Origin of the sequence: Oxalobacter vibrioformis (assembly GCF_027118995.1) — a bacterium.
In the GTDB taxonomy this organism is placed as follows: domain Bacteria; phylum Pseudomonadota; class Gammaproteobacteria; order Burkholderiales; family Burkholderiaceae_D; genus Oxalobacter; species Oxalobacter vibrioformis.
Genome location: NZ_CP098242.1, coordinates 2,593,750 through 2,606,300, shown reverse-complemented (window position 1 = coordinate 2,606,300; position 12,551 = coordinate 2,593,750). Strand labels below are relative to the sequence as shown.

Sequence of the window (12,551 nt, the reverse complement as noted above, 5' to 3'; positions counted from 1 at the left end):
AGCCGGATTCTCCGGCTTTTATTTTGCCCTTTTCACAGGGAAAAAAGCAGATAAAAACAGGTTTTCCATGCCCATTCTCAATAAGCTGGCTGCCATGTTATATTCAATACGTGGGATCAGAAAAGGAGTGGCATATGGATTATCAGACAATCAGGCAGAACTTTGAAAACCACGGTTTTACCACCCGGTTCTTCCCGACCAGGGAAGAAGCCACGGATTATTTCGCCAAAAAACTGCAACGCAGCACGATTGGTTTTGGCGGCAGTATCACCCTGAGTGAAATGGGTCTGCATGAGGCACTCCAGCAGAAAAATGTTGTCGTATGGCATAACAAGGTTCAGTCCCGGGATGTCAGACGCCGGGCAAACCTGACCAGCATCTGGGGCTGTAGATCAATGCCACGGATAAAGGATGTTTTCTTTTGCCATACCTGCGTCAATCAACAGCAAAGGATTAAATACCTGTACTGACCGGTAACACACAAGAGGAGGGGGTTATGAGCACAGCCGAACAAGCCGCAAGCCAGGACACGGCCGGGAGTGCCCGTTTCCATGCCATCCCTCCCAGCAGATATCTCGAGTCACGGTCCGGGTTTATGCAAAAAGCGCAAAGGGTATTGCTGGTAGCCGACGGAGAAGGGCGAAACAGCGTCTGGTGTGCTGAAAAGGGACTGATTGTCGACGCTTTTGATGCGAGCGAGAGTGCGGTGGAAAAAGCCCGGCAACTGGCTGACGCCAGAGGCGTTTCCGTCATGTACAACGTATCCTCTGTTGAGACATGGAACTGGCAGCCGGAACAGTATGACGCGGTCATCATCATCAACGCCAATTTTGCACCCCCTGCCATGCGTGCCGTGCTTTTCGAGAACTGCATACATACCCTGAAGCCGGGTGGCATACTGATCCTGAAAGGATACGGCATCAAGCAGCTTGCTGTTCTCATGCGGGAAAGCTTCACACCGGAGCAGATTGATGCGTTCATGCCGGAAGGCCTTACACTGGAAGGCATCACACCGTCCACCATATTGAATGGTGTTGCCATCGGGGAGCATTATTATTCGGAAGAATCACTGCGTGAAGCCTTTTCCGCCTTGCAGATCCTTGAAATCGCCGACTACAGGGAGCCTGCGCGCAAAAAAGACGGCGCTGTCCGCGTGGAAAAGCTGATGGGCATGGTTGCCCGGAAAATGGCATAAAAGCGGTCAGGTAATGCCGTCACGCAATGAGGACACACCACCGGACGTTTTCCGAGCAGGGCGGGGTGGTCAGCGATCCCTTATCGGCAAAATAATCCCTGTTTGACGGCAAGAGCGCCGCCGGGTTGATCAGCGAATCTGTTTCGATGGTATGGCCATTATTGACAATGCGATATTCGGAAGGCGTGTAGTGAAAAGTGATATGCGTCAGATCGGCCGGCTCGGCGTCTCCGGTTTCGGTATTGACGGGCGACTGCTCACTGCCGAAGCTACAGACGGCAAACTTATCCCCGAGCTCACCCCAGCGGGATGGGCCGACATGGCCGTGATAACCCCAATCGTTGTTTTGCCCGGTATCTGGCCCCGTATTCATTTCCATTATCACCTACGCACCGCTTGCATTTTCTGAAGGGTTTTCCCGCACGATATTTTCCTTATGACAGGTACAGGGGCAAAGCGTTCGAAAAAAGCGTTTGCGCATCAGCAATCTCAGCATGTTTTGCCTTGTCTCAGAACCCTTGGGCGAACAATCCGCAAAAATAGGAGCGTCGACACCGTGGAAGGAATACCGGCATGGAACTTGCCTTATCATGGAATATTGCACTCAAAATGCTTGCTGGCCTGGTGGTTTTGCTTGTTTATATCTATCTTTCCGGAAAAGGTGCGCTGGCGCCGATTTCCGCGCTGGACCAGGTGGGAAATATTGTCCTTGGCGCCATTATCGGCGGGCCGATCTACAATCCTGATGTCTCTGTTGTCATGCTGCTCGGTGTGGCGGGGATGTGGGCGGCCATGCTGTTGGGGGTGCGCTATTTATCCTTCAAGCGCTGGTCGATCAAGAACGTGGTCGACGGCAAATCGATCATGCTCATGCAGGATGGAAAAGTCCTCGACAGGAATTTCAGCATGGCGCGCATATCGGTGAGGGATTTCATCATGCTGCTGCACCAGCGCGGTCATCCCAATCTGGATGAACTCAGGAACGTATGGTTTGAATATAACGGCCAGATGACGGTTGTGACAAAGGGTGACGAGGCAATGGCGATTGTGGTGATCGAAAACGGGCAGATCGATTATGACAATCTCGCAGTTATCAAACAGGATGAAAACTGGCTCCGGGAAGAAATCGAGAGACAGGGCTTCACACTGGAAAAGATTTTCATTGCCGAGTGGCACGACAACGGGCTGTGGATTTATCCTTATATGCAGCAGACATCATGAAGGCAGCAGCACGTAAAAAAAGCCCGCGAAAGCGGGATTTTTTGCAGGGTGGTGGTCTTTTCTATTTTTTTCGCCATTCCGGGAAAAGCGAGGTTTTCGTGTCGAGCGTGGAGATTTTCTCCATGTCGGCTGCGTCGAGTGTGAAATCGAAGATGCCGAGATTTTCCGCCATTTCTGCGCGTTCAGAGGTGCGGGGAATGGTGGAAAGCCCGTTTTGCACTTCCCAGCGAAGGGTTACCTGGGCCACGGTTTTGTTGTGCTTTTTGGCAATGGCTTGCAGGGTCGGGTTTGTGAAGAGATTGTTTCTTCCCTGGGCAAAAGGCGACCATGCCTGGACTTTGATGCCCAGCTTTTCGTTGGCTTCCTGTGCGGCTTTTTGCTGGAAGAAGGGGTGAAACTCGATCTGATTGACCATCGGTTTGATGCGGGCGGTCTTCATCAGCTCTTTCAACTGCTCGGGCTCGAAATTGCTGACGCCAATGGCTTTTGCCTTGCCTGCTTCGTAAAGCGCTTCCATCGCTTTCCATGAGCCCTTGATGTCCCCGCGCGGCCAGTGGATGAGGTAGAGATCGACGTATTTCACCCCAAGTTTTTTCATCGAGGTTTCCAGTACTTTTTTCGCATTTTCATAGCCCGCGTCACTCTCCCACAGCTTGGTGGTGATAAAGAGGGTGGAGCGATCAACCCCGCTTTTCCTGATGCCTGCGCCTACGGCTTCTTCATTGCCGTAAATCGCAGCGGTATCAATCAGGCGGTATCCCAGCGAAATGGCTGTTGCCACGCTTTTTTCAGCCGTATCCCCTTTCAGGGTGAAGGTGCCAAAGCCAAGTGCAGGCATTTTCACACCGTTGCTTAAGGTGAGGGCGGGGATTTTGAGATCCGGGGCAGTTATTTTACCCGGCTGGGCCAGACCTGCCAGCGGAAGGGACAGGACGGCAAAGAGAAGCAGAAGCTTTCTTGTCATGTTTTTCATACGAGATTCCTTTCCTTACAGATTTTCCATCAATGAATAGTGTGAGAGGTCAGGGGTAACAACAAGACTAACCTGAAAACAACCTGGAAATAAAGCGTAAAGTGAAATTTCCGGTTTTTCGGTCGTGGAAAAAGGGCAGAGTGCCTGGTTCAGTGCCCTGCATGCAGACTTTTTCGGGAAAGTTCCAGGATGTGGCGGCATCGTTTCTTTCGTATTGATCCCGTCGAAAAACCAGAGGAAATAAATATTTTTTTTGGAGAGAACTTCATGTGCGGGCGCTGTTCCAAACAACTCATTTCAACAACTGCCGATAGGCAAAGGAGACTACCATGCGCAACAATCAAAATTCCCGGAACAACGCTGACAAATCAGGCAAACGCGGTTTTGCCGCCATGTCACCTGAAGAGCAGCGCAAAATCGCCAGCAAGGGCGGTAAAGCAGCCCACGAAAAAGGCACGGCACATGAATTCACCTCTGAAGAAGCACGGGAGGCCGGCAGAAAAGGCGGCCAGAACAGCCATTCAACTTCCCGCTGATCGGCAGACTGAAACAGATCAGGGAAATGCCAGCCGTTTGAAGGATTGACGTGTTCTCGTATGTCTGATGAATTGACCTCCCAAGCGGAACGGTTTCCCATCCCCGGTTACCGTTCCGCTTCTTCTTCTCCCTTCGCATAAAACCCATCCATCACGAGGGGTAACCGTGCGTAACCGACGGTAACGAAAGCCGCCTTTTCATTGACTCCACATCACGGCCGGGTATGCTTTTCAGGAAATTCCTGATAGCCGATGCCTGCCTTCCTGGTATGAGGGGATCGGTCTGTACTTGATGAAAAATGGAGGATTATCATGTCAGACATTGTGACTGAAACAGTGGCGCTGATTGCCGGAAACAAGAATTTTCCCTTGCTGGTTGCGGCCAGGGCAAAGGCCATGGGCCGCAAGGTTGTTGCCGCTGCTTTTACCGGCACGACGGACCCGGCTCTGGCCCGGATGGCAGATGAGATAATCTGGCTCAATCCGGGGCAACTCCAGGGGGTGATCGATTTTTTTCATGCCCAGAAAGAGGTGAACAAGGTCATGATGGCGGGGGGCTTCAGCGCACAGGATCTTGCCGCTATCAAACCCGATGAACGCGGCACAAGGCTCTTGCAGCGCTTGAAGGATTTGCATAACGATGCGATTTTAAATGGAATCGCTGAGGAACTGGAGCAGGAAGGGCTCCGGGTCGTGGGAGCAGATGAAATGATCCCGGAATTAATGGTTCAGGCGGGTATTTTGGGTCGCGTGTTTCCCGAACCTCAATTATACGCAGATCTGCGCATTGCCTGGCGTATGGCAAAAATGCTCGGGGAAGATGATATTGGCCAGGTCGCTGTCGTTGCAGGAGGGCGGGTCATGGCACTGGAAGGTGCTGACGGCACGGATGCAACCATATTGCGGGGCGGCAGTCTTGGCAACCTGGGACGTCATCGTGCTGTTGCGGCCAAAGTGGCCAAGCCAGGGCAGGATATGCGTTTTGATTTACCGGTAATCGGCCTGGGAACGATGGAAGCGCTGATTCGGGGCGGGCTGGGTGCAATGATCGTTGAGGCAGGGTATACCATGATTTTTGACCGGGAAGCCGTGATTGAACTGGCTGATGCCCATCATGTGGCACTGGTTGCCTGGCATGAAGGCGACCTTCTGGCATTCAACCAGGGGGAAAATGCCCGCCTGAACCTGGCAGCCTGAATATTTCTACCGGAAAACGACTTTCCCTGTAAGCGCCAGAAAAATCCACCGGCCAGTATCCTTCAAAAAGGGAAAAATACCGCCACGTTGCGTAAAAGCCGGTAGCGGTTTTTGCTATCAATTATTCTTGCTGCGTAACCTTGTGTAACAAAGACGGGCTTTGTCTTTGTAAAGAAAGCCACTTGGATTAAGCTGCTCGCATGAATAACCTGGTGAAGGCAAAAAATGCACGTTCTCCTGATTGATGATGATCACGATCTGTATTCCCTGCTCAATGAATATCTCGGGCAGGAAGGTATTACCTGCACACATGCGCCTGATGCCGAGAAGGCTTTTCTTGAAGTCAATCACAAACGCTATGACATCCTCATCCTGGATGTCATGCTGCCGGGCATGAACGGGTTTGAAATCCTTCGCCGTCTGCGAAGCGATGAAAGGAACCTCAATCTCCCTGTCATCATGCTCACCGCCAGGGGAAGGGAAGTGGACAAGGTCATCGGGCTGGAAATGGGGGCTGATGATTATCTGGGCAAGCCATTCAACCCGCGGGAACTGGTGGCCAGGTTGCGGGCGCTTTTCAGGCGCGCCAATCCCTCAATACTGCCCTATACACAGCAGGTCCATGATGTTGGCATCAGCCGTGCCGCCCACAGCATCACGATTAATGGAAAAACACAGCAGCTGTCCATGCCGGAAATGCAACTGTTGAATCTCCTGACAGAAAACGTCGGGCAGCCGGTTCCGCGGGGTCTTCTTTACATGTCTATTTATGGGTACACCCCTTATTCCCATGATCGCAGTCTTGATATGCTGGTTTCCCGCCTGCGCAAAAAACTGGGCCAACGCCCGGATGGGGGGAAAGAATACGGGCCGTCAAAGGGGTAGGATATGTCTTTTTGACATCCGAGGAAACGGCATGAGCCTGAAAACCCGATTCAATGCATTGCCGCTCTTCTGGCGGGTTTATCTCATCATTGTTTCCCTTCTTGTCTTTGTTGTTGCGTTTGCTGAATTAGTATTGGAAAACCTGACAGAAATATTACTGCCGGACATATATGAGAAGTATGAATCCTGGTTCGAGCCTGTCCTTTGGGCTTTCGGTATCCTGGTTCCGGCACTGGCATGTGGTTACATCCTCTCCAAAACCCTCTCTTCCAAACTGGAAAAAATGGCAAAGGTTTCACAGGCGATTGCCCGGGGCAACATGAAAATCCGCCTGGATACCATCAATAATGATCAGGATGCCTTTGATCTGCTTGCCAGGAGCTTCAATGAGATGGCAGATGCCATTGAAAAGCAGCTCGAAAACGAACGGCGCCTGCTGGTGGATATCTCGCATGAACTGCGTTCGCCGCTGACCCGGATAACCATCGCAACAGAATTGCTGCTTCGTAACGGGGAAACCGGAAAAGACAGGCAGATCATTGTTCGCCTGGAAAAAGAACTCCAGCATATGAATGAACTTATCGGGCTGCTTTTGGCGCAATCACGGGACAGCTCGGGACTCAGGATCGAAAGTCGCAAAGTTGACCTCGGTAAAATCCTGGCCGAACTGGTTGCCGACTTTTCATTCCAGGGACAACCCATGAACAAAAAAGTCGTTACGCAGCTACCGGCCAGCCTGACTGTCAGCGGTAACGACAACCTGCTGCAGCGGCTTTTCGGCAATATTTTATCCAATGCCATTTTCTATACGCCGCCCAACAGCGATGTGCTGCTTTCTGTTGAAAGGGACGAAGAAAAACTGGAAATTACCGTACGTGATTTTGGTCCTGGTGTCCCGGAGGAAAGCCTCGAAGATATTTTCCGCGCTTTTTATCGCGTGGACAGTTCCCGCGCCAGAAAGGATGGCGGTACCGGGCTGGGGTTGGCCCTTGCCAGGGAGGCAGCCCTGGCGCATGAGGGGGATATCATGGCCAGAAATGCCAATCCGGGACTGGAAGTGATTGTGACTTTGCCTATCAGTATGCTGGAGGCCGGATGAACCTCAAAACCATACGCAATACACTGCCGTTTTTCTGGAAGCTTTACATTGTCTGCATGTTTTTTGCTGCGCTCAGGATGGGGGAGCCGGATTGGGAGTGGGAACCGGCAAGTATCTCGCCATGGCCTGCCTTTATCGTATCAGCGCAGGAAGTTCCGCTTCAGGATACTGACGTTATCGTCGCACGATCTGCCAGCCTGCCGCATTGATTTTATCCGGATTGAAAATAACATCGGCATGAAGCCGCTCCATAAACGCGCCTGTTAAGACCCGAATCATGAAAAAGAACCATCCCGTTCGATTGCCGAAATGGTCCCTGGGCAGCACCTGGCTTTTGCTGGCCGCCGCTGTTTATCTGTCGTGGCCCATGAATATGAGCCTGTGGCGCTATCTTGCGGCACATCTTGAGATACATGGCCTGGTCATGGTTTTGTTTGCTGCCAGTTATCCGCTCCTGATTCTGGCTGTCGTATGGTTGCTGCTGGCTCTGGTTGCGCTTCCTTATATGACCAAACCGCTTTTGTCGGTGCTGATCCTCATATCCTGTGTTGCCAATTACTGGATGGTCCACTATAGGATTTACATTGATTCGGACATGATCCGCAATGTCTTTGAAACCAACAACCGCGAAGCCATGGACCTGGTGACACTCAAGCTGGTTTTCTGGGTGCTTATTACCGGTATTTTGCCTGTTGTGCTGCTGTGGATGACGAGAATCCGTTATCAATCCCAACTGAAAGAAATAAGAAACCGTTTTTTGACTGTTGCCTTGTGCGCTGCTGTCATTGGCATCATCGCTGTCGTCTTTTACAAGAACCATGCCTCATTTGGCCGCAATCATCACCGGATGATCCGGCTTGTCAGCCCGACAAATTACATCAATGGAACCATCAAGTATTTCAGTAAGGAAGCGCTGGCCAAGCGCCAGTTTGAAATACTGGATAAAAAAGCCCGGCTGGCACCTTTTGCCGACCCTTACCCGACCGTTTTTATCCTCATCGTAGGAGAAACAGCTCGTGCCGCCAATTTTTCCCTCAATGGCTACCCGCAGCCAACCAATCCGCGCCTGGAAAAAGAGCGGCTGCTTAATTTCCCCAGTGTCTATTCCTGTGGCACTGCAACCGCCATATCCGTTCCCTGCATGTTTTCGTCAAAGCCAAGAACGGAATTTGATGCAGGTGACGCCAAAATGACACAAAACCTTCTCGACCTGCTGGCGTCAGCAGGATACGATATTTTGTGGCGGGAAAATGATGATGGCTGCAAGGGAGTCTGTGCCAGGGTAAAAACGGATTATTTCGACCCGAACAGGTACAAGCAATTCTGTGACGGGAAAAGCTGTTTTGACGAGGTTATGCTGGATGATCTGGATGACTACCTGAGGACGGTGACAAAGGACACCTTCATCGTTTTGCATACGATTGGCAGCCATGGTCCGACCTATTACCAGCGTTATCCCGCCGCATTCAGAAAATTCACGCCGACCTGTGACAGTGCTGACCTGCAAAGCTGCACACAGGAAGAGATCAGAAACACCTATGACAACACCGTTTTATACACGGACCATGTTATTGCCGAGAGCATCCGTATTCTGAAGCAGTTTCCTTATTTCGAGTCCGGGCTTATGTATGTCTCTGACCACGGTGAGTCACTGGGGGAAAATAATATCTATCTTCATGGCATGCCTTATGCCATCGCGCCCCAGGAGCAGAAAAAGGTGCCCATGGTGCTGTGGATGTCGGACAACATGGTGAAATATGATCATCTGGATTATGTCTGCCTGCAGAAAGAAGCGGCAAAAAACACCTACAGCCACGACAATATTTTCCATTCCATGCTGGGACTGATGGAGGTAAACAGCAAGCTGTATGCCCCGAAAATGGATCTTTTTGACAAATGCCGGAAAAAACCGCTGCCAACATGCGATGAGGATGGCGTTAAATGCAAGCCTGTTATAGAGTAAGCAGGTAAAGACTGGCAACGGCGTAAAGTGATTAAGAGCAGGAGAAACCTCTCCTGGCAGCCAGGCTTTCATGACGGAAAGGGAGGAGGGGGTCCTGCATGTGGAAGTTATATGCTTTGCTGGCAGCTGTGTTTGCCGCACTGACAGCGATTTTCAGCAAGGTGGGGATACGGGATATTGACTCCAATCTGGCCACCGCCATTCGCGTGGCTTTCATCATGTTGCTCACATGGGGGATCGTGTTTTATACGGGAGCAACAAAAGAGCTGAAGAGTATCAGCGGTCACACCTTCCTTTTCCTACTGCTTTCCGCGCTGGCAACAGGGCTTTCCTGGCTTTTTTACTTCAAGGCATTGCAGGAAGGCGATGTGTCCAAAGTGGCGCCTATCGACAAGCTGAGCGTTGCCATCACTATCGTTCTTGCCTTTATTTTTCTGAAGGAACCGGCAGATTTCAAAACCATTGCCGGTGGGCTGATGATTACCGCCGGTTCGATATTACTTTTGTTTTAGATCAACAGCATTGATTGGCGCTGGTTTACATATCTGGTATACTTCATATTTCGCTATTGATGAACAGGCACTTCATCTTTCGTTGCTTTTCATCATTCTCATGGCGCTGTTGTCAGTGTCATATCATACAAGGCAGGTAAAAAGCCTGCTCCCATAGGCAGAAATATCCTGATTTTTCTTTTCCAGCCGAAAGGAAACGGAAAAAAATCCGGGATTGACTGCTGAAAAACGGGATGGAATTCCAGCATCGAACAAAGGCACTTTGTGCAAAACGGTGTGTCATTTTCTGAAAAGACGCCGGAATTTTTGGGCAGTAACTGACGGGCATTGCCTGAAAACAGGAAGAAACGATTGGCGAAAGATATCGCTGAAAACGGGTCTTGAAATACATTATCAAGACAATATTTACATGTTTTACCTTCGGGTAAACCGCATAACCAATCTCTGGAACAAAAAAAGCAATTTCAGAACAGGAGGTAGACTATGCATGGTAAAAAACACCATCTGACCATCAATGCAAAATCAATACTGGCGCCACAAACGCTTGAGGCCCTCGCAGACGCGGACATCAATCTCCAGGGCTGGCAGATACTGGAAAGGTGGTCCAGAAAGTCACCCGAGGCGCTCAAAATGCTGGAATCCTGCGGGAAAGAGACTTTTCTGGACAGGCTGCTCAAACAACAGCAGCTGGAGCAGGATATCCTGATGGGAGAGACCGGGCTGGAATCTGTCATCAATGGATTGAGCCATTCCGAAATCCTGCGCTTGCATGCCATCAAGCCTGAACTTGAGTTGCACTCTTAACCGGCATCCGTATTCAAAAAACCCTGCCTTGCGCAGGGTTTTTTAATGGCAAAGCGCCTGAGGGAGAACACCGGCACCATGTCCCTTCCAGCCGGATTAAAAACCCGGGTTCGGATCAAAGGACCAGCCATGATCGTCATGGTAGATCATCTGGCGGGTCATGCCGCCATCCACGATAATATTCTGGCCGGTGATAAAGCTCGCGTCCGGCCCGCAGAGAAACAGCGCCAGCGCGGCAATATCTTCCGGCGTGCCGACCCGGCCGGCAGGATGCTGTTGCCTGTCAGCTTCTGCATGTTGTGAAGCGCCAGCCTTGCCCTCCTGGTAGTAAGCGCTGCTGTCAATCCAGCCGGGGCTGATGGCGTTTACCCGTACCTGGCCGGACAGGCTGATTGCCAGCGCATGGGTGAGGGCGCTGATGCCCCCCTTGGCAGCGGTATAGCTTTCGGTATCTGGCTGGGAGATGAAAGCGCGGGTAGACGAGATATTCACAATGGAGGCGCCTTTTCCATAGGCGCCCAAAAACAGGCTGGCAAGCATATAGGGCGCCACCACACCAACCTGCTGCACGTAGAGGAAATCATCATAGCTGCAGCCGGAAAAAATCCCCCGCCTGCTGATAGCCGCATTGTTGATAATGCAATCCACCGTGTCAAAACGATCAAGGACCCGGTTGGAAAAACGGGACAATACCCGTTCTTTGGCAATATCGCCTTTCATGAAGTATGCCTGGGACCCGATTGCTTTCGCCAGCTTCCTCCCTGCGGCGGCATCCACATCAATAAAGGCGACATTGGCACCTGCTGCGGCAAATTTTTCCACGATACAACGGCCGATACCGTTGGCACCTCCAGTAACAACACAGGTCTTACCGGTAAAACTCATATAAACCTCCTTGTTTGCCATCACGTTTTTTAAAAAATACGGATCAGGCGGATTGTAATGGGTCTGGTGAATCTACAGATTTAATGCTCCTGGGCCCCTTGATTTATCATCTGGAGAATCTCATTGACTTAAGCAACAACCATCGGATTTTTCGCATGGCGTATGGATGGTACGGTCAGAAGATACGGACGGACTTCGACAGGGAGCAGATGCAGGTTTTTCATGGCATTTTTCCAATCGCCACGTATCACGGCCACTTCTGCCTGAAACAGGTATTGAGAAACCGCATCTTCCTTTTCGGCAAAGGCCGCACGGTTTTTTTCTGCCGCGGCAAGGTAAAGCCGGCGTATGGCAGGAGACGCTTCACAATACGCTTTTGAGAGATTCAGGCGGACGAGGGTCCGGTTTACTGCCTCTGCCAATACATCAGGCAATTCATTGCTTTGCCGCTGATAACTCGCCGCCTCTTTGGCAAGTGCATCCGCTTTTGAAAAAATCCGGTGACGCCGGGTGGTGCTGTTTGACAGAACCGCATCGGCGGCAAGGGTGTATATATAGCTCGTGCGCATCATGACAAGGCTGGGCATCGTCGTCTTCTCAGGCGGATTGCCAATTATCCTGTCATAAAAGCGATAGGCAAAATCGAACAGCCGGGTACGCTGCGCTTCATGTGGTGTCATTTTGGCTTCCATTACGGATGCCCATGCCTGGAGATAGGAGCATTCGTCAGTGGTACAGCCCGGAAGCTGCATGATGCGCGTGTAGAGCTGTTTTCGCAGTCCCTGAATAAATGGATCAGCCTCATACACAACAAATATACCCTGATCAAGGAGCGATGAGCCATACAGGAGGATGGCCTGCGACGCTTCTGGCAACGGTTTTCCCGCATCGAGCGTCAGTCTTTCGACCAGCAGTTCCAGTATGCTTCTCATCTGCGCCATACGGGAAAGGTAATCGGTCTGCCGCACGGCGCCCATCATTAATTCCTGCATGCCGGACTGCCATTTGTCGAGGGCATTCGGATTCGCCTTCATTTCGGCAATGAGAGATGCCCGCGCATTGGCATCCAGCGTTTGGGCCAGGGAAGGGGAAGCCGGGGCAAGACAGGCAAGAAAAAAGAGAAATGGCGCCACAAAACGGGCAGGTAAACGCATGACAACTCCTGATGGTTAAGACGTTATTTTACTGGAGTGGAAATCTGTTTTGCATTTTTGCATAGGATGAAAGCGGAAAGGAAAGGTAAAATGACAGTGGAAACAACTTGTTGAATCTGTTACAGAA

Annotated in this window: 15 protein-coding genes; 11 read left to right on the top strand and 4 right to left on the bottom strand. The window is 51.0% G+C overall.

Features of this window, described 5'->3' with window-relative positions:
* Window positions 1-134 precede the first annotated feature (134 nt).
* Both NB640_RS12930 and NB640_RS12925 read left to right on the top strand, forming a co-directional pair.
* Window positions 135-470 carry an LUD domain-containing protein gene (locus tag NB640_RS12930; protein WP_269309098.1) on the top strand — a complete coding sequence of 112 codons (336 nt, stop codon included), beginning with the start codon at window positions 135-137 and terminating at the stop codon, window positions 468-470.
* 26 nt (window positions 471-496) lie between these two features.
* Entirely contained in the window at window positions 497-1,195 is a 699-nt protein-coding gene (locus NB640_RS12925) for a class I SAM-dependent methyltransferase (protein ID WP_269309097.1), read from the top strand.
* Between the two features lie 19 nt (window positions 1,196-1,214).
* Here NB640_RS12925 and NB640_RS12920 read toward each other — a convergent pair whose 3' ends face one another.
* Entirely contained in the window at window positions 1,215-1,568 is a 354-nt protein-coding gene (locus NB640_RS12920; protein WP_269309096.1) for a carbonic anhydrase family protein, read from the bottom strand.
* A gap of 200 nt (window positions 1,569-1,768) precedes the next feature.
* Here NB640_RS12920 and NB640_RS12915 point away from each other — a divergent pair, with 200 nt between their 5' ends.
* Window positions 1,769-2,416 carry a DUF421 domain-containing protein gene (locus NB640_RS12915; RefSeq protein ID WP_269309095.1) on the top strand — a complete coding sequence of 216 codons (648 nt, stop codon included), beginning with the start codon at window positions 1,769-1,771 and terminating at the stop codon, window positions 2,414-2,416.
* Window positions 2,417-2,477: 61 nt separating this feature from the next.
* Here the strand turns inward: NB640_RS12915 and NB640_RS12910 are convergent, their stop codons facing one another.
* Window positions 2,478-3,389: an aldo/keto reductase gene (locus tag NB640_RS12910; RefSeq protein ID WP_269309094.1), complete on the bottom strand. Its 912-nt coding sequence runs from the start codon at window positions 3,387-3,389 to the stop codon at window positions 2,478-2,480.
* Window positions 3,390-3,718: 329 nt separating this feature from the next.
* Between NB640_RS12910 and NB640_RS12905 the strand changes: the two genes are divergently transcribed.
* The 8 genes from NB640_RS12905 (at window position 3,719) to NB640_RS12870 (ending at window position 10,385) form a co-directional block, all read left to right on the top strand.
* Window positions 3,719-3,925, top strand: coding sequence for a KGG domain-containing protein (locus tag NB640_RS12905; protein ID WP_269309093.1), 207 nt, complete (start codon window positions 3,719-3,721; stop codon window positions 3,923-3,925).
* A 312-nt stretch (window positions 3,926-4,237) separates the two neighbouring features.
* On the top strand, window positions 4,238-5,122 hold the full coding sequence (locus NB640_RS12900; protein ID WP_269309092.1) for an LpxI family protein: 885 nt from the start codon (window positions 4,238-4,240) through the stop codon (window positions 5,120-5,122).
* 225 nt (window positions 5,123-5,347) lie between these two features.
* Window positions 5,348-6,007, top strand: a complete 660-nt coding sequence (locus tag NB640_RS12895; RefSeq protein ID WP_269309091.1) for a response regulator transcription factor — start codon at window positions 5,348-5,350, stop codon at window positions 6,005-6,007.
* A gap of 31 nt (window positions 6,008-6,038) precedes the next feature.
* Complete coding sequence (locus NB640_RS12890) at window positions 6,039-7,106, top strand: ATP-binding protein (RefSeq protein WP_269309090.1); 1,068 nt, start codon at window positions 6,039-6,041, stop codon at window positions 7,104-7,106.
* A complete protein-coding gene (locus NB640_RS12885) occupies window positions 7,103-7,315 on the top strand; it encodes a hypothetical protein (RefSeq protein WP_269309089.1) in 213 nt (70 codons plus the stop codon). Before NB640_RS12890 ends, NB640_RS12885 begins: the two co-directional genes overlap by 4 nt.
* Before the next feature lie 68 nt (window positions 7,316-7,383).
* Window positions 7,384-9,069: a phosphoethanolamine transferase gene (locus NB640_RS12880; protein ID WP_269309088.1), complete on the top strand. Its 1,686-nt coding sequence runs from the start codon at window positions 7,384-7,386 to the stop codon at window positions 9,067-9,069.
* A 98-nt stretch (window positions 9,070-9,167) separates the two neighbouring features.
* Complete coding sequence (locus tag NB640_RS12875) at window positions 9,168-9,581, top strand: EamA family transporter (protein ID WP_269309087.1); 414 nt, start codon at window positions 9,168-9,170, stop codon at window positions 9,579-9,581.
* A 483-nt stretch (window positions 9,582-10,064) separates the two neighbouring features.
* Window positions 10,065-10,385 carry a hypothetical protein gene (locus NB640_RS12870; RefSeq protein WP_269309086.1) on the top strand — a complete coding sequence of 107 codons (321 nt, stop codon included), beginning with the start codon at window positions 10,065-10,067 and terminating at the stop codon, window positions 10,383-10,385.
* Window positions 10,386-10,481: 96 nt separating this feature from the next.
* Here the strand turns inward: NB640_RS12870 and NB640_RS12865 are convergent, their stop codons facing one another.
* The gene (locus NB640_RS12865) at window positions 10,482-11,270 is read right to left on the bottom strand and encodes an SDR family oxidoreductase (RefSeq protein ID WP_269309085.1); all 789 of its coding nucleotides are present in this window, start codon (window positions 11,268-11,270) and stop codon (window positions 10,482-10,484) included.
* 128 nt (window positions 11,271-11,398) lie between these two features.
* Entirely contained in the window at window positions 11,399-12,424 is a 1,026-nt protein-coding gene (locus NB640_RS12860; RefSeq protein WP_269309084.1) for a hypothetical protein, read from the bottom strand.
* Window positions 12,425-12,551 lie beyond the last annotated feature (127 nt).

Bases quoted from the DNA above. Each gene is read 5' to 3' on its own strand.
- NB640_RS12875 (WP_269309087.1), top strand. From the start codon at position 9,168: ATGTGGAAGTTATATGCTTTGCTGGCAGCTGTGTTTGCCGCACTGACA.
- NB640_RS12910 (WP_269309094.1), bottom strand. From the start codon at position 3,389: ATGAAAAACATGACAAGAAAGCTTCTGCTTCTCTTTGCCGTCCTGTCC.
- NB640_RS12885 (WP_269309089.1), top strand. From the start codon at position 7,103: ATGAACCTCAAAACCATACGCAATACACTGCCGTTTTTCTGGAAGCTT.
- NB640_RS12915 (WP_269309095.1), top strand. From the start codon at position 1,769: ATGGAACTTGCCTTATCATGGAATATTGCACTCAAAATGCTTGCTGGC.
- NB640_RS12925 (WP_269309097.1), top strand. From the start codon at position 497: ATGAGCACAGCCGAACAAGCCGCAAGCCAGGACACGGCCGGGAGTGCC.
- NB640_RS12860 (WP_269309084.1), bottom strand. From the start codon at position 12,424: ATGCGTTTACCTGCCCGTTTTGTGGCGCCATTTCTCTTTTTTCTTGCC.
- NB640_RS12870 (WP_269309086.1), top strand. From the start codon at position 10,065: ATGCATGGTAAAAAACACCATCTGACCATCAATGCAAAATCAATACTG.
- NB640_RS12930 (WP_269309098.1), top strand. From the start codon at position 135: ATGGATTATCAGACAATCAGGCAGAACTTTGAAAACCACGGTTTTACC.
- NB640_RS12895 (WP_269309091.1), top strand. From the start codon at position 5,348: ATGCACGTTCTCCTGATTGATGATGATCACGATCTGTATTCCCTGCTC.
- NB640_RS12920 (WP_269309096.1), bottom strand. From the start codon at position 1,568: ATGAATACGGGGCCAGATACCGGGCAAAACAACGATTGGGGTTATCAC.
- NB640_RS12865 (WP_269309085.1), bottom strand. From the start codon at position 11,270: ATGAGTTTTACCGGTAAGACCTGTGTTGTTACTGGAGGTGCCAACGGT.
- NB640_RS12890 (WP_269309090.1), top strand. From the start codon at position 6,039: ATGAGCCTGAAAACCCGATTCAATGCATTGCCGCTCTTCTGGCGGGTT.
- NB640_RS12905 (WP_269309093.1), top strand. From the start codon at position 3,719: ATGCGCAACAATCAAAATTCCCGGAACAACGCTGACAAATCAGGCAAA.
- NB640_RS12900 (WP_269309092.1), top strand. From the start codon at position 4,238: ATGTCAGACATTGTGACTGAAACAGTGGCGCTGATTGCCGGAAACAAG.
- NB640_RS12880 (WP_269309088.1), top strand. From the start codon at position 7,384: ATGAAAAAGAACCATCCCGTTCGATTGCCGAAATGGTCCCTGGGCAGC.